This window comes from Caulobacter sp. BK020, from assembly GCF_004342605.1.
Classification (GTDB): Bacteria; Pseudomonadota; Alphaproteobacteria; order Caulobacterales; family Caulobacteraceae; genus Caulobacter.
On record NZ_SLZL01000001.1, the window covers coordinates 174,136 to 198,631 of the forward strand.

The window sequence follows — 24,496 nt, forward strand, 5'->3', positions numbered from 1 at the left end:
GTGCGCGGGACGGGGACAGGCGCATGCGCCTGTCCCCGGCGGGTCAATGCTGGCTCAGCGCCCGCCAGCCGATGTCGGTGCGGTAGAACCCGCCCTCCAGCGACACCGTCCCCAGGGCGGCGTAGGCCACGTCGCGGGCCTCGTGCAGGGTCGCGCCCAGGGCGCAGACGTTCAGCACCCGGCCGCCGGACGCCACCAGGCGGCCCTCGGCGTCGCGCGCCGTGCCGGCGTGGAAGATCACCGCCTCGCCGCCGAACTCGCTGTCGGCCCCCTGGATCAGGCCGCCGGTCTTCGGCGCGTCGGGATAGCCCTGCGCGGCCAGCACCACGCAGATCGCCGCCTCCTCGCGCCACACCGGCGGCGCGGCGGACGCCAGCTCCCCCTTCGCGGCGGCCAGCAGCAGCGGCGCCAGGTCGCTTTCCAGCCGCAGCATCAGGGTCTGGCACTCGGGGTCGCCGAAGCGGGCGTTGTACTCGACCAGCTTGGGCCCCTGCTCCGTCAGCATCAGCCCGGCATAGAGCACGCCGACATAGGGACAGCCCTCGGCCGCCATGCCGGCCACGGTGGGCAGGACGAGCTCGCGCCAGGCCTGGTCGACCAGGGCCGGGGTCAGGACCGGCGGCGGCGAATAGGTGCCCATGCCGCCGGTGTTGGGGCCTTCGTCGCCGTCATAGGCCCGCTTGTGGTCCTGGGCCGCGCCGAACAGCACGGCGGTCTTGCCGTCGCAGATCGCGAACAGCGAGGCCTCCTCGCCGTGCATGAATTCCTCGATCACCACCCGCGCCCCGGCCGAGCCGAAGCGGCCGCCCAGCATGTCGAGCACGGCGGCGTCGGCCTCGTCGCGCGTGGCGGCGATCACCACGCCCTTGCCGGCCGCCAGACCGTCGGCCTTGATCACGAACGGCGCGGCCAGGGTGTCGAGGAAGACGCCGGCCGAGGCCGCGTCGGTGAACACCCCATAGGCCGCCGTCGGCAGGCCGTGGCGAGCGCAGAAGTCCTTGGTGAAGGCCTTGCTGGTCTCCAGCCGCGCGGCCTGGGCGCTGCCGCCGAAACAGGGGATCCCGACCTTGGCCAGTTCGTCGGCCAGGCCGGCCTCCAGCGCCGATTCCGGACCGACCACCACCAGGTCGGCCGCGATCTCGCGGGCCAGGGCGACCAAGCCGGCCACGTCGGTGACCTTCACGGCGCGCAGCTCGGCGACCTGCTCGACGCCCGGATTGCCCGGCGCGGCCACCAGGCGGCCGCACAGCGGCGACTGGGCGATCTTCCAGGCCAGGGCGTGCTCGCGCCCCCCGGACCCCACGAGCAGGATGTTCAGCTTTTCCATGAGGCGGGGATGTCGCGCGGGGGCGGCGCGGGGTCAAGGCAGGTCGTGCACGGCGAAAGTTATCCACAGGGTCGCGACCAAGGACGCGCCCTCGCGGCGCGCGGCCCCCTCCGGCCCTTCGGGCCACCTCCCCCAGAGGGGGAGGATCGTCGACCGGCCGCCGCGCTGCCTAGCTGCTCCCCCTCTGGGGGAGCTGTCGGCGAAGCCGACTGAGGGGGTTTATCCCCGCACTCTTCAAACCCGACCCCAACGAAATCAACGCCCTACAGGAAAACGCACGTTTCCTATCCCCACTGTCCGGGACGGCCGCATCCTTGAGGCATGACCCACACCGACATCCCCACCCGCTGCCTCGCCCTGCAACTGAAGCTGATGGACGCCCTCGACGCGGCCTGGGCGACCCTCGAACGCACCCACGACCCCGCCGAGATCCGCAAGGTTCGCGACCGGGCCAAGGCCATCGGCGAGCTGGCGGCCATGGCCCGCAAGGTGGCGCAGATGACCCCCACCGTGCGCAAGCCGCCGGTCGACGTCCTCACCGCCGGCCTGGCCGCTGTCCAGGGCGGGGCCGACCTGGGCGTCATGGCTGGGCCCGTGGCGGCCCAGGCCGAGCACGCCCGGCGGGCCCTGGACAAGCTGAAGGGCGGTCGGCGCGGGCGGCTGTGAGCCCGTTTGGCGACCCTATCCTTCAACACAGCTGAACGATGCTGCGCTCGCTTTCGAATGGCCAAGGCGTCGCCGATCGCCGCAAGCTCGGGGTCTCACAGGAGGCGACGATGCGACTGATCCGGACCGTGCTGATGGCCGCCGCCCTGTCGCCCGCCGCGACCCACGGGGCTCCGGCGCCGGCGGGGGCGAACGCCACGCCCGCCGACGCCGTGCGGCTCTATGGCGAGGCGATCGCCGAGCGGGACCCCGCCAAGCTGGCGCGCGCCTTCCAGCCCAGCGCCATCGCCTATGAGGTCGATGGCGGGACGGTCGCCGCCACCTACCAGGCCCAGTGGAAGGCCCGCCTGGCCAAGGCGCCGGAGCCACCGGAGCCGTCGGGACCACCCCCGGCGATCGAACGGATCGACGCGGGCGCGACCACCGCCCTGGCCAGACTGCGCTCGGTCCGCGACGGCCGGCCGCTGGTCAACTACGTGCTGCTGGCCCGGCTGGCGGGCGGCTGGCGCATCGTCGGAACGCTCCGCCAAGCGGACCCGGCCGAAAGCCCGGCCTCGGCGGCGGGCGTGGCCGGGGTGGTCGACGACAAGTTCGAGGCCGACCGCGGCTGGGACGAGGCCCGGCTCGGCCAGACCCTGGATCCCCGCGCCCTGGTCATGAGCGTCGAGGACGGCGAGTTCGTCGCCGCCTCGGCAGTCGAGTGGCGCGCGCGCTATGTGGACCGGCGCAGGACCTCGCCGGGCGCGCGGTTCAAGGTCACCAGCCGCCTGGTCGACGCCCAGGGCGACATCGGCATGGCCCGCTGGTCGTTCCGCACCGACAGCGGCGAATGGACCGACCGCGCGCTGATGCTGCGGACGGCCTCGGGGTGGCGGATGGCGGCGCTGCTGTTTGTCCGGGAAGCGCCGTAGCTGGGGGCCCTTGATCCTGACCTGCGGGAGGACCCCCTCAGTCGCTCCGCGACAGCTCCCCCAGAGGAGGAGCATCTGCTCGGCGTAGCTCCTCCCCCTCTGGGGGAGGTGGCCCGAAGGGCCGGAGGGGGCCTCGCGGCAGGGTGTCGTCAGGCGATGAGGGCGCCCCCCGCCCGCGGCGAGGTCTCGCCTTAAAACCTTGATGGCGAGCCTGCTCTGGCGTCTGGCCGAGTCAAGGACGACGCACCGCGTCGCCGCGACGCGGCCGCCGGAGGCGGTCCTTGACTCGGCCAGACGCCAGAGCTCCGATCCACCAAGGGTTTAAGGTGAGGCCCATCCGCCGAGCGGATGGGGCTGCGGACCAAGCCGCCACGGACGCCTCAAGTCCGGCAGGGGCTCTCGTCGATCGCGGCCTTGGCCGAAGGGTAGCCACCGTCCGCGGCCTTGTGGAACCACCGCAGGGCCGCAGCGCAATCCTTAGGCGTTCCTTGGCCCGTTTCGTAGGCGTGACCCAAATTGACAAAGGCCTCCATCGCGCCGGCGTCGGCCGCCTGCGTCATCAGGAGAAACGCCTGATGGTCATCCTTCGGCACGCCCATGCCGTTCTTATACATCACGGCAAGATTGTTCTGGGCAGCGGTGTTTCCCTGGTCAGCCGCCTTGCGGTACCATTGGGCGGCCTTGCCGTAGTCCTTGGGCACACCCAGGCCCAAGAGATAGAGCCGGCCGAGATAGGACTGAGCGGTGGGATCTCCCTGTTCAGCGGCAGGTGTCCAAAGCTTCAGGGCCTTGGCGTAGTCCCCGCCCTTGGCCGCCTCCAACCCATCTTCGACGGGTCCCGCGCAGGCCACGCCGACAAGGCACGAAGCCACGACCACACCCAACATAAATCGACGCATCTTCATATCGAGAGATGGGACACGAATTCAGCTTGGCTGCAAGCCGCCGCCCCTACGCCGCGTCCAAATCCAGCGAATACCCCGCCGACCGCACCGTCCGGATCGGATCCCCGTCCACATCCCCGTTCAGCGCCTTGCGCAGCCGCCCGATGTGGACGTCCACGGTCCGCGCCTCGACATAGACGTCCGAGCCCCAGACGGCGTCCAGCAGCTGTTCGCGGCTGAACACCCGGCCCGGGTGCTGCATCAGGTAGTCGAGCAGGCGGAACTCGGTGGGGCCCAGGTGGACCTCCTTGCCCTGGCGCTTCACGCGGTGGGCGACGCGGTCGATGACGATGTCGCCGACCGTGATGCGGTCGTCGGCCAGGCCCGGGCGGATGCGGCGCAGCACGGCGCGGACGCGGGCGGTCAGCTCGATCATCGAGAACGGCTTGACCACATAGTCGTCGGCCCCGGTGTCGAGGCCGCGGATCCGGTCGCTCTCCTCGCCGCGCGCCGTCAGCATGATGATCGGCACGTTGCGGGTCTCGCTGCGGCCGCGCAGGCGACGGCAGACCTCGATGCCCGAGACCTTGGGCAGCATCCAGTCGAGGACCACCAGGTCGGGGGCGCGCTCGGAGGCCATGGTCAGGGCCTCCTCGCCGTCGCCGGCCACGCCGACGACATAGCCTTCCTTGTCGAGATTGTAGTGCAGCAGAGTGGCCAGGGCGTCTTCGTCTTCGACCACCAGAACGTAAGGAGTCACTTGCGCTGGCCCTCTTTCTTACTTCGACAGCTCAAGCTTGGGACGCTGGGAGACGATCTCCTCGCCGGTCAGCTCGAAATGGATGATCTCGGCGATGTTGGTGGCGTGGTCGCCGATGCGCTCGAGGTTCTTGGCGACGAACAGCAGGTGGGCGCACGGATTGATCGTCCGGGGGTCGCCCATCATGTAGGTCAGCAGTTCGCGGAAGATGGCGTTGTAGTGCTCGTCGACCTCCTCGTCGCGGCCCCACACGCCGATGGCGCGCTGGAGGTCCGAGGCGGTGTAGGCGTCCAGCACGTCCTTCAGCCGGCCCTGGACCAGGCGGCCCATCCGCTCGATCGAGCGGGTCAGGGCGCTCATCGGGTCGGCCTCGGTCAGGATCAGGGCGCGCTTGCCGATGTTCTTGGCCATGTCGCCGCAGCGTTCCAGGCTCATCGAGATCTTCAGGGCGGCCACGGCGTGGCGCAGGTCCACGGCCATCGGCTGGCGCAGGGCGATCAGCCGGAAGGCCTTGCGCTCGATCTCGCCCTGCAGGGTGTCGAGCCGCTCGTCGCGGGCGACGACCTGCTGGGCCAGGGGCGCGTCGCGGCGGGCGATGCAGTCGATGGCGTCGGCGACCTGGGCCTCGGCCAGGCCGCCCATGCGGGTGACCTCGGCCGTGAGGTGGTTCAGCTCTTCGCCGTAGGATTTGACGGTATGTTCGGTCATCGCTTCTGATCCTGCCGGTTAGCCGAAGCGGCCGGTGATGTAGTCCTGGGTGCGGGTGTCGCGAGGATTGGTGAACATCTCCTCGGTCGGACCGCTCTCGACCAGCTTGCCCAGGTGGAAGAAGGCGGTCTTCTGCGACACGCGGGCGGCCTGGGCCATCGAGTGGGTGACGATGACGATGCAGTACTGGCTGCGCAGCTCGTCGATCAGCTCCTCGATCTTGGCGGTGGCGATCGGGTCGAGGGCCGAGCAGGGCTCGTCCATCAGGATCACCTCCGGCGAGACGGCGATGGCGCGGGCGATGACCAGGCGCTGCTGCTGGCCGCCGGACAGGCCGGTGCCGGGCTGGTGCAGGCGGTCGGAGACCTCGTTCCACAGGCCGGCCTTCTTCAGGCTGCTCTCGACGATGGCCTCCAGCTCGTCCTTGCGCGAGGCCAGGCCATGGATCTTGGGGCCGTAGGCGACGTTCTCGAAGATCGTCTTGGGGAACGGGTTCGGCTTCTGGAACACCATGCCGACGCGCGAGCGCAGCACCACCGGATCGACCGTCTTGGCGTTGACGTCGGCCCCGTCGATCTCGATCGAGCCCACGACCCTGGCCGAGGGGATGGTGTCGTTCATCCGGTTGATGCAGCGCAGGAAGGTCGACTTGCCGCAACCCGACGGGCCGATGAAGGCCGTGACCGACTTGGCCGGCACGTCCAGGCTGACGTCGAACAGCGCCTGCTTCTCGCCGTAGAAGACGTTGACGTCGCGGGCGCGGATCTTGAACTCGCCGGTGGTCACGTGGCCGTGGCCGGCGGGGATGGCGGCCGCCAGGGCGGGCGCGTGAGCGATGGTGTCATCGCGGTTTTCGGTCGGCATGGCGTGTCCCAGCGAAAGGCAGGAAGCGAGGGGATTGAGGAGGCGCATCAGTCTACCACCGGCGTTCGAAGCGGCGGCGCAGGATCACCGCGGCGGCGTTCATGACGATCATGAAGACCAGCAGCACGATGATGGCGGCGGCGGTGCGTTCGTGGAAGGCGCGCTCGGAGGCGTTCTCCCAGATGAACACCTGGACCGGCAGCACGGTGGCCGAGCTGGTGAAGCTTTCCGGCGCGCCGGGCACGAAGGCGACCATGCCGATCATCAGCAGGGGCGCGGTCTCGCCCAGGGCGTGGGCCAGCGACAGGATGGCGCCGGTCATCACGCCGGGCATGGCCAGCGGCAGCACATGGTGGAAGACGGTCTGGGCCTTGGAGGCGCCCACGCCCAGGGCGGCTTCGCGGATCGACGGCGGCACCGCCTTCAGCGCGCTGCGGGTGGCGATGATCACGGTCGGCAGGGCCATCAGGGCCAGGACCAGGCCGCCGACCAGCGGCGAGCCGCGCGGCACGTGCAGCCAGTTGATGAACAGGGCCAGGCCCAGCAGGCCGTAGACGATCGACGGCACGGCGGCCAGGTTGTTGATGTTGACCTCGATGATGTCGGTCCAGCGGTTCTTCGGGGCGAACTCCTCAAGATAGACCGCGGCCATCACCCCGACCGGGATGGCGATCAGGGCGGTGATGACCAGCATCATGGCCGAGCCGATCACCGCGCCCCAGACGCCGGCCTGCTCGGGCTCGGTGGAGTCGGAATTGGTGAAGAACTGGGTGTTGAAGCCGGTCTTGACGGTGCCGTCCTTCTTCAGGCGGTCCAGCCAGTCCAGCTGCTGGTTGTCGAGCTTGCGGTCTTCCTCCGCCGTCGAGCGCTTGATCTCGCCCTTGTAGTAGAGGTCGGCGTCGGCCTTGACCGAGCCGGTGACCTCGACGGTCTTGCCGATCAGCGAGTGGTCCTTCTTGACCCTCTGCAGCAGCTGGTTGCCGAAGTCGCGCGAGACCAGGGCCTGGACCTTGCTGGACACCGTACCCAGGTCGTCGTCCTGCACGCCCAGCTTCTTCATCATCGCCTCGGCGACGATATAGTCGTAGTTGACCCCTTCCAGGGCGCTGGTGTCGATCCGCTCGGGGTTCAGATAGACCGGCACGGTCAGGGTGTGGGTCTCGAAGGTCGAGTAGCCCTGGACCAGGATGCGGCCGACCAGCACGACCAGGAAGATCATGGCGACGACGATCGCCGCGACGCCCTGGGCGCGGAACAGCTTCTCGGAACGGTGGCGCTTCTTCAGCAGGGCGTCGCGGGCGGACAGGCTCGGACGGGCCGGCGCGCCGGGGGTGATGCCCGATGGGGACAGGGACGCGTCAGTCATATTGTTCCCGGTACTTCTGGACGATGCGCAGGGCGATGATGTTCAGCCCCAGGGTGACCACGAACAGGGTCAGGCCCAGGCCGAAGGCCGACAGGGTCTTGGGGCTGTCGAATTCCTGGTCCCCGGTCAGCAGGGTGACGATCTGGACGGTCACGGTGGTGACGGTGTCCAGCGGGTTGGCGGTCAGCTTGGCCTGCAGGCCGGCGGCCATGGTGACGATCATGGTCTCGCCCACCGCGCGGGACACGGCCAGCAGCATGGCGGCCATGATGCCCGGCAGGGCGGCGGGCAGCACCACCTTCTTGACGGTCTCGGACTTGGTCGCGCCCATGGCGTAGCTGCCGTCGCGCAGGCTCTGGGGCACCGAGTTGATGATGTCGTCCGACAGCGACGAGACGAACGGGATCAGCATGATGCCCATCACCACCCCGGCCACCAGGGCCATCTGGTTCTGGACCTGCATCAGGTACTGGGCGATCCCGTCCAGCGGTCCGCCGGCCATCTGCTCGCCGACGCCGTTGAAGAAGGCGCGGAACAGCGGGCCGACGGTCAGGGCGGCGAAGAAGCCGTAGACCACGGTCGGCACCCCGGCCAGCACCTCCAGCAGCGGCTTGATCACCGCGCGCAGGCCGCGGCCGGCGTATTCCGACAGGTAGATGGCCGAGTAGAGGCCGATCGGGGCCGCCACCAGCATGGCGATCAGCATGACCAGGAAGGTGCCGGCGAACAGCGGCACAGCGCCGAACGCGCCGGACGAGGCCACCTGGTCGGCGCGCATGGCGATCTGCGGGGCCCATTCGGTGCCGAACAGGAAGCTGAGCGGCGAGACGCTCTCGAAGAAGCGCCAGCTCTCGTAGATCAGCGACATGACGATGCCGAGCGTCGTCAGCACGGCGGCGACCGAGCAGGCGATCAGCACGCCGCTGATCCAGCCCTCGACCCGGTTGCGGGCGCGGAATTCGGTGTTGATGCGCGGGGTGGCCAGCAGGAACCCGGCCAGGGCCAGCAGGCCGGCCAGGCCCAGGACCGAATAGCTGACGATGCCGTCGATCCGCTTGGCTTCGGCCACCTTGGCGTCGAAGGCGGCCTTCAGCGGGCCGTCATAGGTCACCTCGCTGGGCGCCTGGCCGACGGCGACGGCGCTGACGTCGCTGAAGAACACGTCCTGTCGATCAGGCGTGAGGGCTTGCACGACCGCCGGCCGCTGGGCCTGCAGCATGGCGTCCTCGACCCGGCCGCCGAAGGCCGCGCCCAGCAGCAGAAGCAGCGCGGCGGGCGCGCCGGCCCACAGGGCGGCGTAGAGGCCGTAATAGTTCGGCAGCGAGTGAAGCTTGGCCTTGGAGCCGCCGGACGACTTCAGCGCGCGGCCTCGGCCGGCCATGAACGCCGCGCCGGAGAACAGGGCGAGGAAAAGGAGCGAGAGCCAGGTCAGCATGCGTGAGGCGGGGCCTTGCGCGAAGGATGCGGTGGCGGCGCCCGACGCGCCGTACCGCCCGCGCCGATCTATGCCGGGCGGGCGCCGACCTTATGCGACGTTTTGACGACAGTTTTGCGACACCGTGCGGGAGGGGCGGATCCGAGGGCGTTTGCCCCCTCCGGCGTCATCCGGGCACGAGGGCCCGGGAAGACGGGCTAGGTGGAAAGCGGCGACGGGGACGAGGGGCTCGCCGATGCATCCCGGCTGTCGCCCCGCGCCATCGGCAGATACACCCCAAACGTCGCGCCCTCGCCGAGCGCGCTCTCCACCGTCATGCCACCTCGGTGGCGGTTGACGATGTGCTTGACGATGGCCAGGCCCAGGCCCGTGCCCGAGCGCTCGCCGCTCTTCTGGCCCTCGACGCGGTAGAAGCGCTCGGTCAGGCGGGGCAGGTGCTCGCGGGCCATGCCCGGGCCCCGGTCGCTGACCCGCAGGCTGGCGTAGCGCTCGCCCTCCGCATGGTCGGGGGTCAGCAGCGACATCCGCGCCGCGCCGGGGTCGCGCGGGGCGGCGGCCATGTCGGCGGTCAGGCCCGAGAAGATCTCCACCCGCACCACCCCGTCGCGCGGCGTGTACTTGATGGCGTTGTCGACCAGGTTCTGGATCACCTGGACGATCTGGTCGCGGTCGCCCTCGACCACCGCCGCGCCGCGCGGCGGCAGGACCGGGTCGAAGGCCACGGCCTTCTCCTTGGCCTGGGGGGCCAGGGCGTCCAGCACGTCGATGGCTGCCATGGCCAGGTCGACCCGGCCCAGCGGGGCGATGTGCTCGTTCAGTTCGATTCGCGACAGGCTCATCAGGTCGTCGATCAGCCGCGCCATCCGCTCGGCCTGGGCCTGCATGATGCCCAGGAACCGGTCGCGGGCCCCGACGTCGTCCTTGGCGTGGCCGCGCAGGGTCTCGATGAAGCCCGACAGCGAGGCCAGGGGCGTGCGCAGCTCGTGGCTGGCGTTGGCCAGGAAGTCGGCCCGGGTGCGCTCGCTGCGGCGGGCGTCGGTCTCGTCGCTGAGCACCAGCAGCGCCAGGCGCGAGCCGCGCTCGTCGACGCCCAGCGGCGCGCAATGCGCCGCCCATTCCCGGCCCTGCGCCCCGCCGCCGACATAGTCGACCGAGCGCCGCACGCCGCCGAACAGGCTCTCGTCCACCGCCTCCAGCACCTGCGGGCTGCGCAGGGCCGAGACCAGCAGCCCGCCGCGCGGCTGCAGCTTGAACAGCTCGCGCGCCGCGGCGTTGGCGAACACGAACCGCCGGCCGGTCAGGTCGTCGGCCTCCTCGGCGGCGATCACCATCAGCGGGTCGGGCAGGGTCTCGAGAATCAGGGCGAAGGGCGGCGGATGGTCCAGCGCCGCCGGGACGGGCGCGGGCGCGGCCGGGTCGGCCGGCCGGTTCAGCGTCCGCCGGGTCAGGACATAGCCGGCGACGCCGCTGGCCAGGGCCAGGGGAATGGCCGCCCCGGCGTTGGCCCCGCCCGCCGCCGCCAGGCCCAGCAGGGCGGCCGGCCCGGCCAGGACCGCGCCCCAGACGGCCAGGGGCGTGCGGACGGCTCCGTCGGAACGGACAGACGAAGACGGCGAGGCCATCGGCATGCGGCAGTCTCGGTTTGAGCGAGGGGAGGATTCGGCGAACCAGATATGGCGCCCTGGGAACGCTTGCGATAGACCGTCAAACGCCTCGTCGCGCGACGCTGTCGGAAAGCACCGCAATTTCGCCGCAACGTGCCGCAATCTGGGGTCTGGGATTATCTCTAAGGTGTCGTTCGGAATGCAGCGCAAGGTCCTGGTCGCGACAGTCGCAACCGCTCCTCTCCTGGCCATGGCGTTCGGCGCTTATGCTGAGACGGTCATCAACACGGCCCGCACGACGCCGATCGCCACCGCGACCGCCACATCCGCCGGCGCGCCCGACGACGTGAAGGTCGACACCGGCGGGGGCATCACCCTGACCACGGCCGGGCCGCTGGTCACGCTGAACAGCAACAACAAGGTCACCCTGGGCGGCAACGGCCTGAGCACGGTGGGCGTCGACAACTCGACCGGCGTCCTGATCCAGGGCGGCACGACGGGCTCGGTGACCAACAACGCCGCCATCAGCCTGACCGAGGACTACACCCCGACCGACACCGACAACGACGGCGACATCGACGGCGTGTTCGCCAAGGGCGCCAACCGCTACGGCGTCCGCCTGGTGGGCCCCGGCGTGTTCACCGGCGACATCGTCCAGGGCTCGACCGGCTCGATCGCCATCGAGGGCAACAACTCCGCGGGCATCTCGCTGGAGAGCGGCCTGGTCGGCAACCTGACCACCGCCGGCTCGATCGCCGTGACGGGCGACAACGCCTACGGCGTCCACGTCGCCGGCCCGGTCACCGGCAAGGTCACCCAGAACGGGTCGGTTTCGGTGCTGGGCCAGAACGCGGTCGGCGTGGCCCTGGACGGCGACGTGACCGGGGCGTTCGCCATCCAGGGCGCGGTCTCGGCGACCGGCTACCGCTACACCACCCGGCCGGCCCAGACCGCGGTCGACAAGCTCGACGCCGACGACCTGCTGCAAGGCGGTCCGGGGGTGCGGGTGGCCGGCGACGTCACCGGCGGCGTGCTGCTGAACGGACCGACCTCGTCCACCGCCATCAGCGGCACGACGACCACCACCACCACGATCTCGTCCTCGACGACGGGAACGGGGTCGATCAGCGTCTCCGGCGGCGCCCCGGCCCTGCTGATCGGCTCGGACACCCGCGCCGTCACCCTCGGCGCCGTGGGGACGGCCGACAACGCCTACGGCCTGCTGGCCAAGGGCGCCATCTCGGCCAACGGCGTCTACGACAAGGTGGCGGCCACCGGCGTGCAGATCGGCGGCCAGACCGGCCAGACCACCACTCTGGTCGGCGGCGCCCGCTTCGACAGCACGGTCTCGGCCAGCGCCCGCGAGGCCAACGCCACCGCGATCAACCTGACGTCCGGCGCGACGGTCCCGTCGCTGTGGAACCGGGGCGCGATCAGCGGGACCAGCGCATCCTTCGCCGGCTCGGGCCTGACGGGCGACGCCCGCGGCCTGGTGGTCAACGCCGGCGCCAACCTGACCAACCTCACCAACAGCGGCAGCATCACGGCCACCCGCAGCGGCGAGACCGGCGACGCCATCGCCGTGCTCGACACCTCCGGCACGCTGAAGACGATCACCAACAGCGGCGTGATCACCGCCCAGGTCGCCGCCCCCACCGTCAAGGCGGACGGCACGACCACCTCGACAGCCAAGGCGACCGGCACGGCCGTCGCCGTGGATCTCAGCGCCTCGACCGGCGGCGTGACCCTGACCCAGGCCGCGCCGGTCTCGACCACCGTCACCACCACCTATCCCAGCGCCGACACCGTCACCACGGCGACGTCGACCTCGACCACCGTCACCCCGACGATCATCGGCGCCGTCCGCTTCGGCTCGGGCGCGGACACCTTCGACGTCCAGGCCGGGAACGTCCTGGGCGACATGTCGTTCGGAGCCGGCGCCGACACCCTGAACATCGGCGGCGGCGCCGTGGTGCTGGGCGCGCTGCGCGATTCGGACGGCCAGCTGGCGCTCAATATCGGCAACGGCTCGCTGGGCCTGACCAACGCCGAGACCATCAACGCCACCAGCCTGTCCCTGGGCGCCGACAGCAAGATGGTGTTCACCGTCGATCCCAGCGCCAACAACGGCGCGGGGGCCAACACCCACCTGATGGTCTCGGGCGCGGCCAATATCGCGTCGGGCGCCCAGCTCGGCCTGCGCCTGACCAGCCTGCTGACCGCCCCGACCAGCTATACGGTGATCACCGCCGGCTCGCTGACGGCCGGGACGATCAAACAGGACCTGCTGGGCGGCACCCCCTACCTGTACGTCGCCTCCAGCCGCACCGACAGCAACAACGTCTATCTGGACGTCCGTCGCCGCACGGCCGCCGAGATCGGCATGAACGCGACCCAGGCCTCGGCCTATGACGCCACCTTCGCGGCCCTGGGCAAGGACACGGCCATCGCCAGCGCCTTCCTCAGCCAGTCGACCAAGGACGGCCTGCTGGGTCTCTACGACCAGATGACGCCCGACCAGGGCGAAGGCTTCTTCGCCGCCCTGCAGGACGTCAACCACGCGATCTCGACCGCCACCGCCTTCCGTCCCGACCCGGGCGACCGCTACGGGCCCGACAGCCTGTGGATCCAGGAGATCAACACCCTGGTGCGGCGCGACACCGACGACACCATGGGCTCGGACACCCAGGCCTTCGGCTTCGTCGGCGGCTACGAGGCCATGGGCGACGCCGGCGGCGCCCTGGGCCTGACCCTGGCCTATGTCAGCGTCGAGGAGCACGACATCGCCGCCAAGGTGGGCGAGCAGACCACCGGCAACTTCGTCCAGCTGGGCGCCTATTGGCGCCGATCGATCGGCGGCTGGCGCATGAACATCGGCGGCGGCGGCGGCTATGGCTGGTACGACGGCGACCGGACGTTCAATTCCGGCGACCTGAACGGCGACGGCGTGGCCGACGTTCAGCGCAAGAACAGCGCCAAGTGGAACGGCTACACCTTCAACGCCTACGCCGGCGCGGCCTATGAGACCAAGTTCGCCGGCCGCTACTTCGTGCGCCCCGAGGCCTATCTCAACTACCTCTACCTGGACGAAGGCGCGCGGAACGAGAAGGGCGGCGGCCCGACCGCCACCCCGAACGCCGAGAACGGGTTCGACCAGAACCGCCAGAAGCGCAAGTCGGACAGCCTGACCGGCGACGTCGGCGTGGTCCTGGGCGCCGATTACGGCCGCGACCTGTGGTGGCGTCCGGAAGTGCGGGTGGGCTACCGCCAGACCCTGGCGGGCAAGCTCGGCGACACGGTCTACAGCTTCGCCTACAGCGGCGCGCCGGTCACCACCCTGGCCGCGGCCGACGACAAGGACGGCGCGGTGACCCTGGGCTTCGCCCTGCGGGCCGGCACCCCGATGTCCTACCTGGCGCTGGAAGCCAACGCCGAGGCGGCCAAGAAGCAGAAGCGCTACAACCTCAAGCTCACCGGGCGGGCGATGTTCTAGCTCACCCCGCGACCGAGGGTCCTATCGACTTTCGGTCAAATGGTACGCACACTGATCAATAGGCCCGCGCTTCGGCGCGGGCCTATTTCGTTTTGACTCCAACCGCCCGCCTGCGTGCGGACCCAAGGGTCCGAAAGGGAGCCTGAAGGAAAACTCAAAGCCTTCCGCTCTTATCTCTATTTAACACCTAGGAATAATCGTCTTTTGTCTCGCCAACGGCGACGCCAGCCAAGGCGTCGAGAGGGGAAAACCATGACCAAGATCCACACGACCGCCGGGGCCGCCCTGCGCACGGCGCTGATCGCCGGCGCCTCGCTGGTCGCCATGACCGGCGCGGCCCACGCCCAAAGCGCCCCTGGGGCGGCTCAGACGCCCGAGCAGCAGCAGGCCCGCATCGAGGCGCTGGAAGCCCAGCTTGAGGCGCTGTCCAGCCAGATCGCCGACCTGAAGGCCGCGACCGCCGCCAGCCTCAAGGACGTGCGCACCGCCCAGGCCCAGACCACCGTCAGCATCGCCGGCGGCAAGCCGACCATCGCCTCAGGCGACGGGGCCTTCAGTGCCAACATCCACGCGGTGATGCAGCTGGACGCCACCTGGTACAACCAGGACAGCGGCCTGCCGGCGGCGACCACCGGCCGCGACCTCAACAGCGGCACCAACTTCCGCCGCGCCCGCCTGGGCGTCGACGGCAAGGCCTTCAAGAACTTCGACTACGGCGTGCTGCTGGACTTCGGCGGCGCGGGCACCGACGGGGCCGGCCAGCTGCAGGAGCTGTACCTGCAGTACAACTACGCGCCGTTCAAGGTGAAGGTCGGGGCGTTCGCGCCGAACCTGGGCCTGGAGGACGCGGCCTCGACCAACGGTTCGCTGTTCCCCGAGCGCCCGTCGGGCGCCGAAGCCACCCGCGGCCTGGCCGGCGCCGACCGCCGCATCTCGCTGCAGGCCCAGGCCGTGGGCGAGCGCTGGCTGATCTCGGGCGCGGTGACCGGGGCCAAGGCCGGCGACGGCGCCACCTTCGACGAACAGCTGGCCTATCTGGGCCGCGTCGCCTTCATTCCGTTCAAGGGCTATGACTGGCTGACCCATGTCGGCGTCAACGCCAGCCGGATCGTCCAGCCCGCCCAGACCGCCGTGGCCGGGGCCTATCCGATCACCGTGGAAGACCGCCCCGAGCTGCGCACCGACGGCACGCGCCTGGTCAGCAGCGGCGCCATCGACTCGTCGGGCGCCCGCCACTACGGCCTGGAACTGGCCGCCCAGAAGAAGAACTTCCTGATCCAGGGCGAGTATTTCGACATCGCCCTGGACCGCCGCAACCGCGCCGCCAACGTCAGCGATCCGAAGTTCTCGGGCTGGTACGTCGAGGGCGGCTGGGTGCTGACCGGCGAGCAGCGCCGCTACAACGCCGCCAACTTCGCCTTCGACGCCCCGGCGATCGACAACCCGTTCGACCCCAAGGCCGGCAAGTGGGGCGCCTGGGAGCTGGCGGCCCGCTATTCGGTGCTCGACCTGAACCACCACGAATATGCGGCCGTGGCGGCCGACCGGGTGCGCGGCGGCGTGCAGGAGATCGCCACCGTCGGCCTGAACTGGTTCCCCAACTCGGTGACCAAGTTCTCGCTGGACTATCTGGACGTCGACGTCGACCGTCGCGACGCCGCCGGGCTCCAGATCGGCCAGAGCTACAAGGCCGTCAACCTGCGCAGCCAGTACGCGTTCTAAGATCGGGCGAAGCCACGTCCCTCTCCTTCGCGAGGGAGGGACGTGGACCGACGCCCGCGCGGCGTCGCCAGCCAGGGCCAGGCTGGTCGCGAGTATTCATGATCCACCTTCTCAAGCGAGCGACATCGCCATGACCCAAGATCTCAAGACCCCCACGCGACGCGGCCTCCTGGGCTCGGGCGCCGCCGGCGCCGCGGCCCTGGCCGTCCCCGCCGCCCTGGCCGGCTCGGCCCAGGCCCAAGGCGCCAAGCCGCTGACCCTGCTGAACGTCAGCTACGACCCGACCCGCGAGCTCTACAAGGACATCAACGCCGCCTACGCCAAGTACTGGAAGGACAAGGTCGGCCAGACCCTGACCATCAACCAGAGCCACGGCGGCTCGGGCAAGCAGGCCCGCTCGGTGATCGACGGCCTGCAGGCCGACGTCGTCACCCTGGCCCTGGCCTATGACATCGACGAGATCGCCGCCAAGGCCAAGCTGCTGCCGGCGAACTGGCAGTCGCGCCTGCCCAACAACTCCACCCCCTACACCTCGACGATCGTGTTCCTGGTCCGCAAGGGCAATCCCTGGAAGATCAAGGACTGGGGCGACCTGATCAAGCCGGGCATCGACGTGATCACCCCCAACCCCAAGACCTCGGGCGGGGCCCGCTGGAACTATCTGGCCGCCTGGGCCTGGGCCCTGAAGCAGCCGGGCGGCAGTCCGGCCAAGGCCGAGGCCTATGTGACCGAGCTGTTCAAGCACGTGCCGGTGCTGGACACCGGGGCCCGCGGCGCGACAACCAGCTTCACCCAGCGCGGCCTGGGCGACGTGCTGCTGTCGTGGGAGAACGAGGCCTACCTGGCGCAGGAGGAACTGCCGGGCAAGTTCGACATCGTCTATCCGTCGCTGTCGATCCTGGCCGAGCCGCCGGTCGCCCTGGTCGACAAGAACGTCGACCGCCACAAGACCCGCACCGTGGCCGAGGGCTATCTGAACTTCCTCTACAGCCCCATCGCCCAGGACCTGATCGGCAAGAACTACTACCGCCCGCGCAACGCCGCGGCCGCGGCCAAGTACGCCTCGCGGTTCAAGTCCATCCCGCTGGTGACCATCGACGACACGTTCGGCGGGTGGAAGAAGGCCCAGACCACCCACTTCGCCGACGGCGGCGTCTTCGACCGGATCTACAAGCCGAAATAGGACCGGATCGCCTTTTTCCCTCTCGTCCTGGCGCCCATGGCGGCGGAAACGGTTGGCGTTTCCGCCGTTGTGCGTTTTGCTCGCATGTCTGGAACCCGACATCCAAGCTCGCGTTCTGGGGAGCCATGGTCATGCCGGTCAGTCGGGGGCGTCTCACGAAATGACGGACATCTTGCGGTCGGAACGCGCGGCGGAGGAACTGGCCGCCGGGCATGGCGTCGGCGACCCTTTCGCGGCGGCGATCCGCGCCGTCCGCATGGCGATGATCGTCACCGACGCCCATCAGCCCGACAATCCGATCATCTTCGCCAACGACGCCTTCCTGGACCTGACCGGCTATAGCCGCGACGAGGTCATCGGCCGCAACTGCCGCTTCCTGCAGGGCCCCGGCACCGATCCGGCGACGGTCGCGACCCTGCGCCGCGCCGTCGCCGACGGCCAGGACCTGACGATCGACATCCTCAACTACCGCAAGGACGGCTCCACCTTCTGGAACGCCCTGAACCTGTCGCCCGTGCGCGGCGAAAGCGGCCGAATCGACTATTTCTTCGGCTCGCAGCTGAACATCAGCGACAAGAAGCGGGTCGAGTTCGAGCTGGGCGACGCCCGCGACCGGCTGGAGGCCGCCGTCGAGGCCCGCACCGCCGACCTGACCCAGGCCCTGCAGCAGAAGACCGCCCTGCTCCACGAAGTGGACCACCGGGTCAAGAACAACCTGCAGCTCATCTCGTCCCTGCTGCTGCTGCAGAACCGGCGCGTCACCGACCCCGCGGTCAAGAACAGCCTGCGCGGCATGCTGGAGCGGGTCAGCGCTATCGCCACCGTCCACCGCCGGCTGTTCCAGAGCGACGACGTCGAGCGCTTCGACGTCTCGGCCTTCGTCCGCGACCTGGTCAGCGACATGATGGGCACGGCGCGGCGCGAGGACATCAAGGTCCGCCTGGACCTGGAGCGTGTCGACATCGCCGCCTCCAAGGCCGCGCCCCTGGCCCTGGTGATCAGCGAACTGTTCTCCAACGCCCTGCGCCACGCCTTCCCGCCCGAGGCCATGAACGGCCGCGAAGGCGAAATCTTCGTCGGCATCGCCCGTCAGGGCGACAATTTCCGGATCGAAATCACCGACAACGGCGTTCAGCTTGAGAATTCCGCATCGTCGGGCGGATTCGGTCTGACCATCGTCCAGCTGCTGTGCCAGCAGCTCAAGGCGCGGTCGGAGACCACGCCCGCCGATCCCGGAACCCGGGTCGTGGTGCACCTGCCGATCAACGGCGGGCATCACTGAGGAGGTTGGGTCTGGAGATGAGCGAGCGCCCGCTCGACGTTCTGATCGTGGAAGACGAGGTCCTGCTGGCCACCGAGCTGGAGTTCCTGGTCGAGGAGGTCGGCTTTCATTCGGTCGGCCTGGCCATGAGCTCCGACGAGGCGGTGGCCCTGGCCTGCGACCTGCATCCGGACCTAGCCCTGGTCGACGTCCACCTGCGCGACGGCCCGACCGGCGTCGAGGTGGCCCGCACCATCCATGACGACTGCGGCGGGGTGGCCCTGTTCATGACCGCCAACGTCAAGCGCCTGCCGGACGACTTCGCCGGGGCCTGCGGGGTGATCGGCAAGCCCTATTCCGAACATGGCGTGAAGACCGCCCTCTCGTACCTGACCGTCTGCCTGCGCGAGGGCCATGCGCCCGGACCGCCGCCGGTTGGGCTGGAGCTGTCGCCGGCCTATGCCGAGCGCTGGGGCCTCTCCTCCGCCCTGCACCGCGCCGGCTAGGCGTGGGCGTTCCGTTTCTGGCGTCCGTCGTCGGCACGGCGGCCGCCCTGCTTTCGATCACCAGCTTCGCCCCGCAGATCGTCAAGATCTGGCGCGAGAAGGACGCCTCGTCGGTGTCGCTGCGGACCTATGTCGTCACCGTCACCGGCTTTTCCTGCTGGATCGCCTATGGCGTGCTGATCAAGGCCTGGCCGGTGATCGCCTCCAACACCGCCTGCCTGCTGATGTCCGGCGCGGTGCTGGCGCTGAAATGGCGGTTCGACCGGGAGGGATCTCAACCCCTTCCCTCCGCTCATCCCGGCGAAGGCCGGGACCCAGTCTGAGTCTGGGGAGCATTCTGGGACGATCGACTGATCCAGCCTTTTTCTGATCTTCGGCTTGGGTTCCGGCTTTCGCGGGGATGAGCGGGTATTAGGGGGCGCAAAAGAGAGGCGACGCGTGACAGGGGTCCCCACGTCCGCTATCGAGGCGCGCCTTTCGCCTTACAGGACCGCCGCCTTGACCGACGTCGCCGAGGAAGCGGGCTGGGCCACCGCCAAGACCCTGGCCGAAGCCCTGCCCTACATCCAGATCTACGACCGCGAGACGGTGGTGATCAAATATGGCGGCCACGCCATGGGCCAGGAACAGGTGGCCAAGCTGTTCGCGGCCGACGCCGTGCTGCTCAAGCTGCTGGGCGTCCACCCCGTCGTGGTGCACGGCGGCGGGCCGCAGATCAGCCGCATGCTCGACAAGGCCGGCGTCAAGTCGACCTTCGTCGACGGGCTACGCGTCACCGACGAGGCGACGATGGAAGTGGCCGAGATGGTGCTGTCGGGCGCCATCAACAAGGAAATCGCCAACTGGATCACCCTGGCCGGGGCCGAGGCCGACGTGCGCGGCGTGGGCCTGTCGGGCAAGGACGCCCGGCTGATCACCGCCGAGAAGGTGACCCGCACCCGCAAGGACCCCGACAGCAACATCGAGCAGGCCGTCGACCTGGGCTTCGTGGGCGAGCCGACCAAGGTCGACCCGCACCTGATCCAGGCCCTGCTGACCTCGGAGACCGACTACATCCCGGTGATCGCCCCGATCGGCGTGTCGACCACGGGCGAGACCTTCAACATCAACGCCGACACCGTGGCCGGGGCCCTGGCGGGCGCCCTGAAGGCCAAGCGGATGCTGATGCTGACCGACATCGCCGGCGTTCTGGACGGCAATGGCGAGCTGATCCGCCAGATGACCGTCGCCGAGGCTCGCGGCCTGATCGAGAGCGGCGTGGCCAGCGGCGGCATGATCCCCAAGCTGGAGAACGCCATCCACGCCGTGGAATCGGGCGTCGAGGCCGTGGTCATCCTGGACGGCCGCCGTCCCCACGCCATGCTGGTCGAACTGTTCAGCGAGCACGGCGCGGGCACGCTGATCTCGAAATGAGCGGGCCCGACCTCGCCCCAGATCTTCGGCACGTCGAGACCTGGCTGTTCGACCTGGACAACACCCTCTATCCGGCCGAGTGCGAGTACATGGCTCTGATCGAGGGGCGGATGACCGATTTCGTCGAACGCTACACCGGCCTGGCGCGCGACGAGGCCAAGGCCCTTCAGAAGCGCTACTACACCGAGCACGGCACCACCCTGGCCGGGCTGATGATGCACCACGGCATGGAGCCCAAGGCGTTCCTGGACGAGGTGCACGACGTCTCGATGGATCGCCTGGCGCCCGACGCGGCCCTGCGCGCGGCCATCCTGCGCCTGCCCGGCCGCCGCCTGGTGTTCACCAACGGCTCGACCGGCCACGCCGAGCGGGTGCTGGAGCGCCTGGCCCTGGCCGACCTGTTCGAGGACACCTTCTCGATCGAGACCGCCGACTACCTGCCCAAGCCGGCCATGGCCACCTTCGAGAAGATGACCCGCCGCCACGCCGTGGCGCCCGAGGTCGCCGCCTTCTTCGAGGACAGCGAGAAGAACCTGGCCCCCGCCGCCCTGCTGGGCATGACCACCATCCTGGTCGGCGCCGACGCGGCCGACTCGACCGCCGATTTCGTCCATCACCGCACGCACGACCTCGCCGGGTTCCTGACCTCGGCGCGCCTGAAGGAAGCCTGACATGACCGCCCAAGACCTTTCCGGCCTGACCCTCGCCGACTTGCAGACCGAAGTCGAAGCCGCCTGGGAAGCCCGCGACGGCGCCTCCACCGCCACCACCGGCCCAGTGCGCACGGCGGTCGAGGAGACCCTGCTGATGATCGACGCCGGCAAGGTGCGGGTGTCGGAGAAGATCGACGGCGAATGGACCACCCACCAGTGGCTGAAGAAGGCCGTGCTGCTGTCGTTCCGCCTCAACCCCAACCGGGTGATGCACGCCGGGACCCTGGGCGGCGCGGTCGGCCCGTGGTGGGACAAGGTTCCCAACAAGTTCGACGGCTGGGACGCCCCGCAGTTCGAGGCCGCCGGCTTCCGCGCCGTGCCCGGCGCGATCGTCCGCCGCGGCGCCTATGTCGGCAAGAACGTCATTCTGATGCCGTCGTTCGTGAACATCGGCGCCTATGTCGATGACTCCACCATGGTCGACACCTGGGTGACGGTCGGCTCGTGCGCCCAGATCGGCAAGCGCGTCCACCTGTCGGGCGGCGTCGGCATCGGCGGGGTGCTGGAGCCCCTGCAAGCCAACCCGACTATCATCGAGGACGACTGCTTCATCGGCGCCCGTTCGGAAGTGGTGGAAGGGGTCGTCGTCGGCGAGGGTTCGGTGCTGTCGATGGGCGTGTTCATCTCGGCCTCGACGAAGATCGTCGACCGCGCCACCGGCCAGGTCCACATCGGCAAGGTGCCGCCCTACAGCGTCGTCGTGCCCGGCAGCCTGCCCGATCCCAAGGGCGGCCCCAGCCTGTCCTGCGCCGTGATCGTCAAGACCGTCGACGCCAAGACCCGGTCCAAGACCTCGATCAACGACCTGCTGCGCGACTAGGCCCCTGGCCCCCTCCGGCCCTTCGGGCCACACGCCTTGCTGGCTGCTCCCCCTCTGGGGAGCTGTCGGCGAAGCCGACTGAGGGGGCGCTCGCCCCGCCGCCAAGGACCGCGTCATGCCAGGCCAGACCCTGACCGCCCTGCGCAACGGCGACCTGGCCGGAGTTCGCGAGCTGCGGCTGCGCGAAGGCCTGACCGCGTTTCCGCGCGAGATCCTCGACTTGACCGACACGCTGGAGGTGCTGGACCTCAGCGGCAACGCGCTGACCAGCCTGCCCGACGACCTGGGCCGGCTGACCAAGCTGCGGGTGCTGTTCTGTTCGGGTAACCGGTTCGAGCGCCTGCCGCCTGGGCTGGGCGACTGCGCGGCGCTGAGCCAGGTCGGCTTTCGCGGTTGCGGCCTGCGGGAGGTCCCGGCCGAGGCCCTGCCGCCCTCGTTGCGCTGGCTGACCCTGACCGACAACGCCATCGAAGTCCTGCCGGACGCCCTGGGCGAACGGCGGATGCTGCAGAAGCTGATGCTGTCGGGCAATCGCCTGACGGACTTGCCACGCAGCCTGGCCGGCCATCCGCGGCTGGAGCTGCTGCGCCTGTCGGCCAACCGCCTGGAGGCCCTGCCGGGATGGCTGGCCGAGGCGCCGAGCCTGGCCTGGCTGGCCTGGGCCGGCAATCCGTTCGACCACGGCGCGCCCGCCTCCAGCCGAACGGTCGCCTGGTCGGCCCTGCGGCTGGGTCGGTCGCTGGGCGAGGGCGCCTCGGGCCAGGTCCATGCGGCCGACTGGCTCGATGGCGGAAAGGTCCGTCCCGTCGCCCTGAAGCTGTTCAAGGGGGCGATGACCAGCGACGGCCTGCCCGAGCGCGAGATGGCCGCCTGCCTGGCCGCCGGCGAGCACCCGAACCTGACCGGCGCCCTGGGCCGGCTGGTCGACCATCCCGAGGGCGCGGAAGGGCTGCTGATGCCGCTGCTCCCCTCGGACTGGCGGGTGCTGGCCGGCCCGCCCAGCCTGGAAAGCTGCAGCCGCGACGTCTACGACCCGGCCTTGCGCCTGGACCTGGAGGTCGCGCTGCGCATCGCCCGCGACGTGGCGGCCGGCGCGGCGCACCTGCACGCCAGCGGCCTGTCGCACGGCGACCTCTACGGCCACAACACCCTGTGGGACGGCGCGACCGGCGGGGCGGTGCTCAGCGACCTGGGCGGGGCCTCGTTCCTGCCCGCCGGTCCCGGCGACCCGCTGGAACGACTGGACGTCCTGGCCTTCGGCCGGCTGCTGGGCGAACTGCTGGAGCGGGTCGATGGTGAAGTCCCCGATGCGATCCACACCGTGAGGCGCGCCTGCGAAAGCCGCGTTCCCGCTGAGCGGCCAGACCTCCGGGAAGCTCTTGAAACCTTGACCTAGCGGTCCATGACGAGATGTCGCCTGCGACTATGGCTCCCTTACCGATATATGCCAAAGGAACACCTTGTGATCGAAGACCTCATAGAGCACACGAAAGCTCGGTGCTCTCGGCGTTCTCGGAGCGACAGCGATGAAGATGTCTCGCTCATCAAAAGCAGAGCATCGTTCGTTGTTGAACGGCGTCCGTCTCAACGACCATTCGAGATACTGGACACCTTCGTCAATGAACGGAAACTGCCGTTGCAAGGCGTAGATGGCTGTCTCGAAAAGCTCTGAATGGCCGATCAAGAAAGGTGGCTGATCAGAACGGTCGCGCACTCGCATGGGTCTTGGCCGTTTCTAGAGCCCACGCGCGATCCGCGTCCGTAATTTCCACCGGCACCAATTGCAAAGCGGTGAAATAGGGTATGATTTCGCCCAGTTCGGCGGCTTCCCATGCGGCGTTGTGGCTGATTTCGCTGATCTGGCGTGCGGTTTTTCCACGAACGAAGTCAGCGACATCTCTCAAAAGCGCCACTTCGCCTTCGGCCAAGCGCAGAGGCTGGAAAGGTCGCGCCGCAACATAATCCTTCTTGAAGAAGCCATGATATTCGGTCTCGCGAACGGTTAAACGGCCTTCTCTGGCCAACTCGTCCACGGCCGACGTGAGATGTCGCGCGGTGGGACCAAACTTCTGCTTTAAATAATCCACGCCAGTGAGCGGCCTTCCTTCTTCGAGGAAAGTAATCATATCGGCGAAATAAAGCATTTTATGCAACTTAACATTGCCAAGCTCTTCGGGCGGACAATGCGAAGCTAGAAAGAGAATCGCCTCTTTGAATTTCTCACGGTCGAATTGGACGGTGGATCCGGGCACGATCAATCTCCGAATCGGAGTTGAATCCTCCAGACTCGCTGGGTCAATAGAACAAAGCGGGAACTTATCAGAAAGCGTTTCTGCCGCAGTTGCGCCTCCAAGTCAATCCGTCGTTGCGGGTCCCGGAGCCTGTCCATACGGCGTCCCATCGCGGCGGCGATAAAAATCCTCGCCCGCGCGGCTGACCAGGTCGATGTCGGGATAGCTGCAGGTGTCCTGGTCGGGGCGGCGCGCGCCGATCTCCAGCAGCACGGCCTCGCGGTCCGAGCGGTTCTGCAGGTGATGGCCGTTGGCGACCCCGGCCTTGAAGGCCGCGCAGTCGCCGGCCCGCAGGATGGTTTCGCCTCCATCTTCTCCCAGGGCGCCCTCCACCAGCACCACCTCGCCCTCGACCACCCAGACGAACTCGTCCTCGGCCGAGTGCCAGTGGCGCTGGCTGCTCCACTGGCCGGCGGCCAGGCGCATCAGGTTGACGCCGAACTGGTCGAGCCCGGCCGCGTCGCCCAGGGCCCGGCGCCGGCGCCCGGCGCAGGGCTGGTCGAACGGCGCGGGATAGTTGCTGCCCTGGCGCTGCGGCGCGGCGGCGATGTCGATCTTGGGCATGGCGG

The 24,496-nt window shown here is 69.2% G+C and carries 22 protein-coding genes; 12 read left to right on the top strand and 10 right to left on the bottom strand.

Annotation, left to right across the window (positions count from 1 at the left end; translation table 11 throughout):
- Positions 1 to 43: 43 nt before the first annotated feature.
- Positions 44 to 1,327: a phosphoribosylamine--glycine ligase gene (gene purD / locus EV278_RS00890; RefSeq protein ID WP_132085741.1), complete on the bottom strand. Its 1,284-nt coding sequence runs from the start codon at positions 1,325 to 1,327 to the stop codon at positions 44 to 46.
- A 321-nt stretch (positions 1,328 to 1,648) separates the two neighbouring features.
- On the opposite strand from purD, the gene EV278_RS00895 reads away from it, so the two are divergent.
- Together EV278_RS00895 and EV278_RS00900 are read left to right on the top strand one after the other, a co-directional pair.
- The gene (locus EV278_RS00895) at positions 1,649 to 1,993 is read left to right on the top strand and encodes a hypothetical protein (protein ID WP_132085743.1); all 345 of its coding nucleotides are present in this window, start codon (positions 1,649 to 1,651) and stop codon (positions 1,991 to 1,993) included.
- Positions 1,994 to 2,103: 110 nt separating this feature from the next.
- Complete coding sequence (locus EV278_RS00900) at positions 2,104 to 2,904, top strand: nuclear transport factor 2 family protein (RefSeq protein WP_165916484.1); 801 nt, start codon at positions 2,104 to 2,106, stop codon at positions 2,902 to 2,904.
- Between the two features lie 380 nt (positions 2,905 to 3,284).
- Here EV278_RS00900 and EV278_RS00910 read toward each other — a convergent pair whose 3' ends face one another.
- The 7 genes from EV278_RS00910 to EV278_RS00940 form a co-directional block, all read right to left on the bottom strand.
- Entirely contained in the window at positions 3,285 to 3,803 is a 519-nt protein-coding gene (locus EV278_RS00910; protein ID WP_165916485.1) for a tetratricopeptide repeat protein, read from the bottom strand.
- A gap of 52 nt (positions 3,804 to 3,855) precedes the next feature.
- Positions 3,856 to 4,548, bottom strand: a complete 693-nt coding sequence (phoB, locus tag EV278_RS00915; protein WP_132085749.1) for a phosphate regulon transcriptional regulator PhoB — start codon at positions 4,546 to 4,548, stop codon at positions 3,856 to 3,858.
- Positions 4,549 to 4,566: 18 nt separating this feature from the next.
- Positions 4,567 to 5,256, bottom strand: a complete 690-nt coding sequence (phoU, locus tag EV278_RS00920; protein WP_132085751.1) for a phosphate signaling complex protein PhoU — start codon at positions 5,254 to 5,256, stop codon at positions 4,567 to 4,569.
- An 18-nt stretch (positions 5,257 to 5,274) separates the two neighbouring features.
- Positions 5,275 to 6,120 carry a phosphate ABC transporter ATP-binding protein PstB gene (gene pstB / locus EV278_RS00925; RefSeq protein WP_132085753.1) on the bottom strand — a complete coding sequence of 282 codons (846 nt, stop codon included), beginning with the start codon at positions 6,118 to 6,120 and terminating at the stop codon, positions 5,275 to 5,277.
- 52 nt (positions 6,121 to 6,172) lie between these two features.
- Positions 6,173 to 7,486: a phosphate ABC transporter permease PstA gene (gene pstA / locus EV278_RS00930; protein ID WP_132085755.1), complete on the bottom strand. Its 1,314-nt coding sequence runs from the start codon at positions 7,484 to 7,486 to the stop codon at positions 6,173 to 6,175.
- On the bottom strand, positions 7,479 to 8,921 hold the full coding sequence (gene pstC / locus EV278_RS00935; protein ID WP_132085757.1) for a phosphate ABC transporter permease subunit PstC: 1,443 nt from the start codon (positions 8,919 to 8,921) through the stop codon (positions 7,479 to 7,481). The genes pstA and pstC overlap by 8 nt, the downstream gene beginning before the upstream one ends.
- Before the next feature lie 197 nt (positions 8,922 to 9,118).
- The gene (locus EV278_RS00940; RefSeq protein WP_132085759.1) at positions 9,119 to 10,549 is read right to left on the bottom strand and encodes an ATP-binding protein; all 1,431 of its coding nucleotides are present in this window, start codon (positions 10,547 to 10,549) and stop codon (positions 9,119 to 9,121) included.
- Positions 10,550 to 10,724: 175 nt separating this feature from the next.
- Here EV278_RS00940 and EV278_RS00945 point away from each other — a divergent pair, with 175 nt between their 5' ends.
- The 10 genes from EV278_RS00945 (at position 10,725) to EV278_RS00990 (ending at position 23,032) form a co-directional block, all read left to right on the top strand.
- Positions 10,725 to 14,018 carry an autotransporter domain-containing protein gene (locus EV278_RS00945; protein WP_132085761.1) on the top strand — a complete coding sequence of 1,098 codons (3,294 nt, stop codon included), beginning with the start codon at positions 10,725 to 10,727 and terminating at the stop codon, positions 14,016 to 14,018.
- 252 nt (positions 14,019 to 14,270) lie between these two features.
- Positions 14,271 to 15,740: a porin gene (locus EV278_RS00950; RefSeq protein WP_132085764.1), complete on the top strand. Its 1,470-nt coding sequence runs from the start codon at positions 14,271 to 14,273 to the stop codon at positions 15,738 to 15,740.
- Positions 15,741 to 15,870: 130 nt separating this feature from the next.
- Positions 15,871 to 16,923, top strand: coding sequence for a sulfate ABC transporter substrate-binding protein (locus EV278_RS00955; protein WP_132085766.1), 1,053 nt, complete (start codon positions 15,871 to 15,873; stop codon positions 16,921 to 16,923).
- Between the two features lie 160 nt (positions 16,924 to 17,083).
- Positions 17,084 to 18,205: a histidine kinase dimerization/phosphoacceptor domain -containing protein gene (locus EV278_RS00960; protein ID WP_132085768.1), complete on the top strand. Its 1,122-nt coding sequence runs from the start codon at positions 17,084 to 17,086 to the stop codon at positions 18,203 to 18,205.
- A gap of 17 nt (positions 18,206 to 18,222) precedes the next feature.
- Positions 18,223 to 18,690, top strand: a complete 468-nt coding sequence (locus EV278_RS00965) for a response regulator (RefSeq protein ID WP_132085770.1) — start codon at positions 18,223 to 18,225, stop codon at positions 18,688 to 18,690.
- A 2-nt stretch (positions 18,691 to 18,692) separates the two neighbouring features.
- Entirely contained in the window at positions 18,693 to 19,013 is a 321-nt protein-coding gene (locus EV278_RS00970; protein ID WP_132085772.1) for a SemiSWEET transporter, read from the top strand.
- A gap of 175 nt (positions 19,014 to 19,188) precedes the next feature.
- Entirely contained in the window at positions 19,189 to 20,103 is a 915-nt protein-coding gene (argB, locus tag EV278_RS00975; protein ID WP_132085774.1) for an acetylglutamate kinase, read from the top strand.
- Positions 20,100 to 20,774: a pyrimidine 5'-nucleotidase gene (locus EV278_RS00980; RefSeq protein ID WP_132085776.1), complete on the top strand. Its 675-nt coding sequence runs from the start codon at positions 20,100 to 20,102 to the stop codon at positions 20,772 to 20,774. Before argB ends, EV278_RS00980 begins: the two co-directional genes overlap by 4 nt.
- A 1-nt stretch (position 20,775) precedes the next feature.
- Complete coding sequence (gene dapD / locus EV278_RS00985) at positions 20,776 to 21,636, top strand: 2,3,4,5-tetrahydropyridine-2,6-dicarboxylate N-succinyltransferase (RefSeq protein ID WP_132085778.1); 861 nt, start codon at positions 20,776 to 20,778, stop codon at positions 21,634 to 21,636.
- Positions 21,637 to 21,751: 115 nt separating this feature from the next.
- A complete protein-coding gene (locus EV278_RS00990) occupies positions 21,752 to 23,032 on the top strand; it encodes a leucine-rich repeat-containing protein kinase family protein (protein ID WP_132085780.1) in 1,281 nt (426 codons plus the stop codon).
- 301 nt (positions 23,033 to 23,333) lie between these two features.
- Here EV278_RS00990 and EV278_RS00995 read toward each other — a convergent pair whose 3' ends face one another.
- Positions 23,334 to 23,888 (bottom strand): Panacea domain-containing protein, encoded by a 555-nt coding sequence (locus EV278_RS00995; RefSeq protein WP_132085782.1) that lies wholly within the window; start codon positions 23,886 to 23,888, stop codon positions 23,334 to 23,336.
- A gap of 102 nt (positions 23,889 to 23,990) precedes the next feature.
- Positions 23,991 to 24,491, bottom strand: a complete 501-nt coding sequence (locus EV278_RS01000) for a cupin domain-containing protein (RefSeq protein ID WP_132085784.1) — start codon at positions 24,489 to 24,491, stop codon at positions 23,991 to 23,993.
- Positions 24,492 to 24,496: the final 5 nt, after the last annotated feature.

What these genes read in the sequence shown, in the direction of transcription:
- purD (WP_132085741.1), bottom strand. Translation starts at nt 1,327, where the DNA reads ATGGAAAAGCTGAACATCCTGCTCGTGGGGTCCGGGGGGCGCGAGCAC.
- EV278_RS00895 (WP_132085743.1), top strand. Translation starts at nt 1,649, where the DNA reads ATGACCCACACCGACATCCCCACCCGCTGCCTCGCCCTGCAACTGAAG.
- EV278_RS00900 (WP_165916484.1), top strand. Translation starts at nt 2,104, where the DNA reads ATGCGACTGATCCGGACCGTGCTGATGGCCGCCGCCCTGTCGCCCGCC.
- EV278_RS00910 (WP_165916485.1), bottom strand. Translation starts at nt 3,803, where the DNA reads ATGCGTCGATTTATGTTGGGTGTGGTCGTGGCTTCGTGCCTTGTCGGC.
- phoU (WP_132085751.1), bottom strand. Translation starts at nt 5,256, where the DNA reads ATGACCGAACATACCGTCAAATCCTACGGCGAAGAGCTGAACCACCTC.
- pstB (WP_132085753.1), bottom strand. Translation starts at nt 6,120, where the DNA reads ATGCCGACCGAAAACCGCGATGACACCATCGCTCACGCGCCCGCCCTG.
- pstA (WP_132085755.1), bottom strand. Translation starts at nt 7,486, where the DNA reads ATGACTGACGCGTCCCTGTCCCCATCGGGCATCACCCCCGGCGCGCCG.
- pstC (WP_132085757.1), bottom strand. Translation starts at nt 8,921, where the DNA reads ATGCTGACCTGGCTCTCGCTCCTTTTCCTCGCCCTGTTCTCCGGCGCG.
- EV278_RS00940 (WP_132085759.1), bottom strand. Translation starts at nt 10,549, where the DNA reads ATGCCGATGGCCTCGCCGTCTTCGTCTGTCCGTTCCGACGGAGCCGTC.
- EV278_RS00945 (WP_132085761.1), top strand. Translation starts at nt 10,725, where the DNA reads ATGCAGCGCAAGGTCCTGGTCGCGACAGTCGCAACCGCTCCTCTCCTG.
- EV278_RS00950 (WP_132085764.1), top strand. Translation starts at nt 14,271, where the DNA reads ATGACCAAGATCCACACGACCGCCGGGGCCGCCCTGCGCACGGCGCTG.
- EV278_RS00955 (WP_132085766.1), top strand. Translation starts at nt 15,871, where the DNA reads ATGACCCAAGATCTCAAGACCCCCACGCGACGCGGCCTCCTGGGCTCG.
- EV278_RS00960 (WP_132085768.1), top strand. Translation starts at nt 17,084, where the DNA reads ATGACGGACATCTTGCGGTCGGAACGCGCGGCGGAGGAACTGGCCGCC.
- EV278_RS00965 (WP_132085770.1), top strand. Translation starts at nt 18,223, where the DNA reads ATGAGCGAGCGCCCGCTCGACGTTCTGATCGTGGAAGACGAGGTCCTG.
- EV278_RS00980 (WP_132085776.1), top strand. Translation starts at nt 20,100, where the DNA reads ATGAGCGGGCCCGACCTCGCCCCAGATCTTCGGCACGTCGAGACCTGG.
- dapD (WP_132085778.1), top strand. Translation starts at nt 20,776, where the DNA reads ATGACCGCCCAAGACCTTTCCGGCCTGACCCTCGCCGACTTGCAGACC.
- EV278_RS00990 (WP_132085780.1), top strand. Translation starts at nt 21,752, where the DNA reads ATGCCAGGCCAGACCCTGACCGCCCTGCGCAACGGCGACCTGGCCGGA.
- EV278_RS01000 (WP_132085784.1), bottom strand. Translation starts at nt 24,491, where the DNA reads ATGCCCAAGATCGACATCGCCGCCGCGCCGCAGCGCCAGGGCAGCAAC.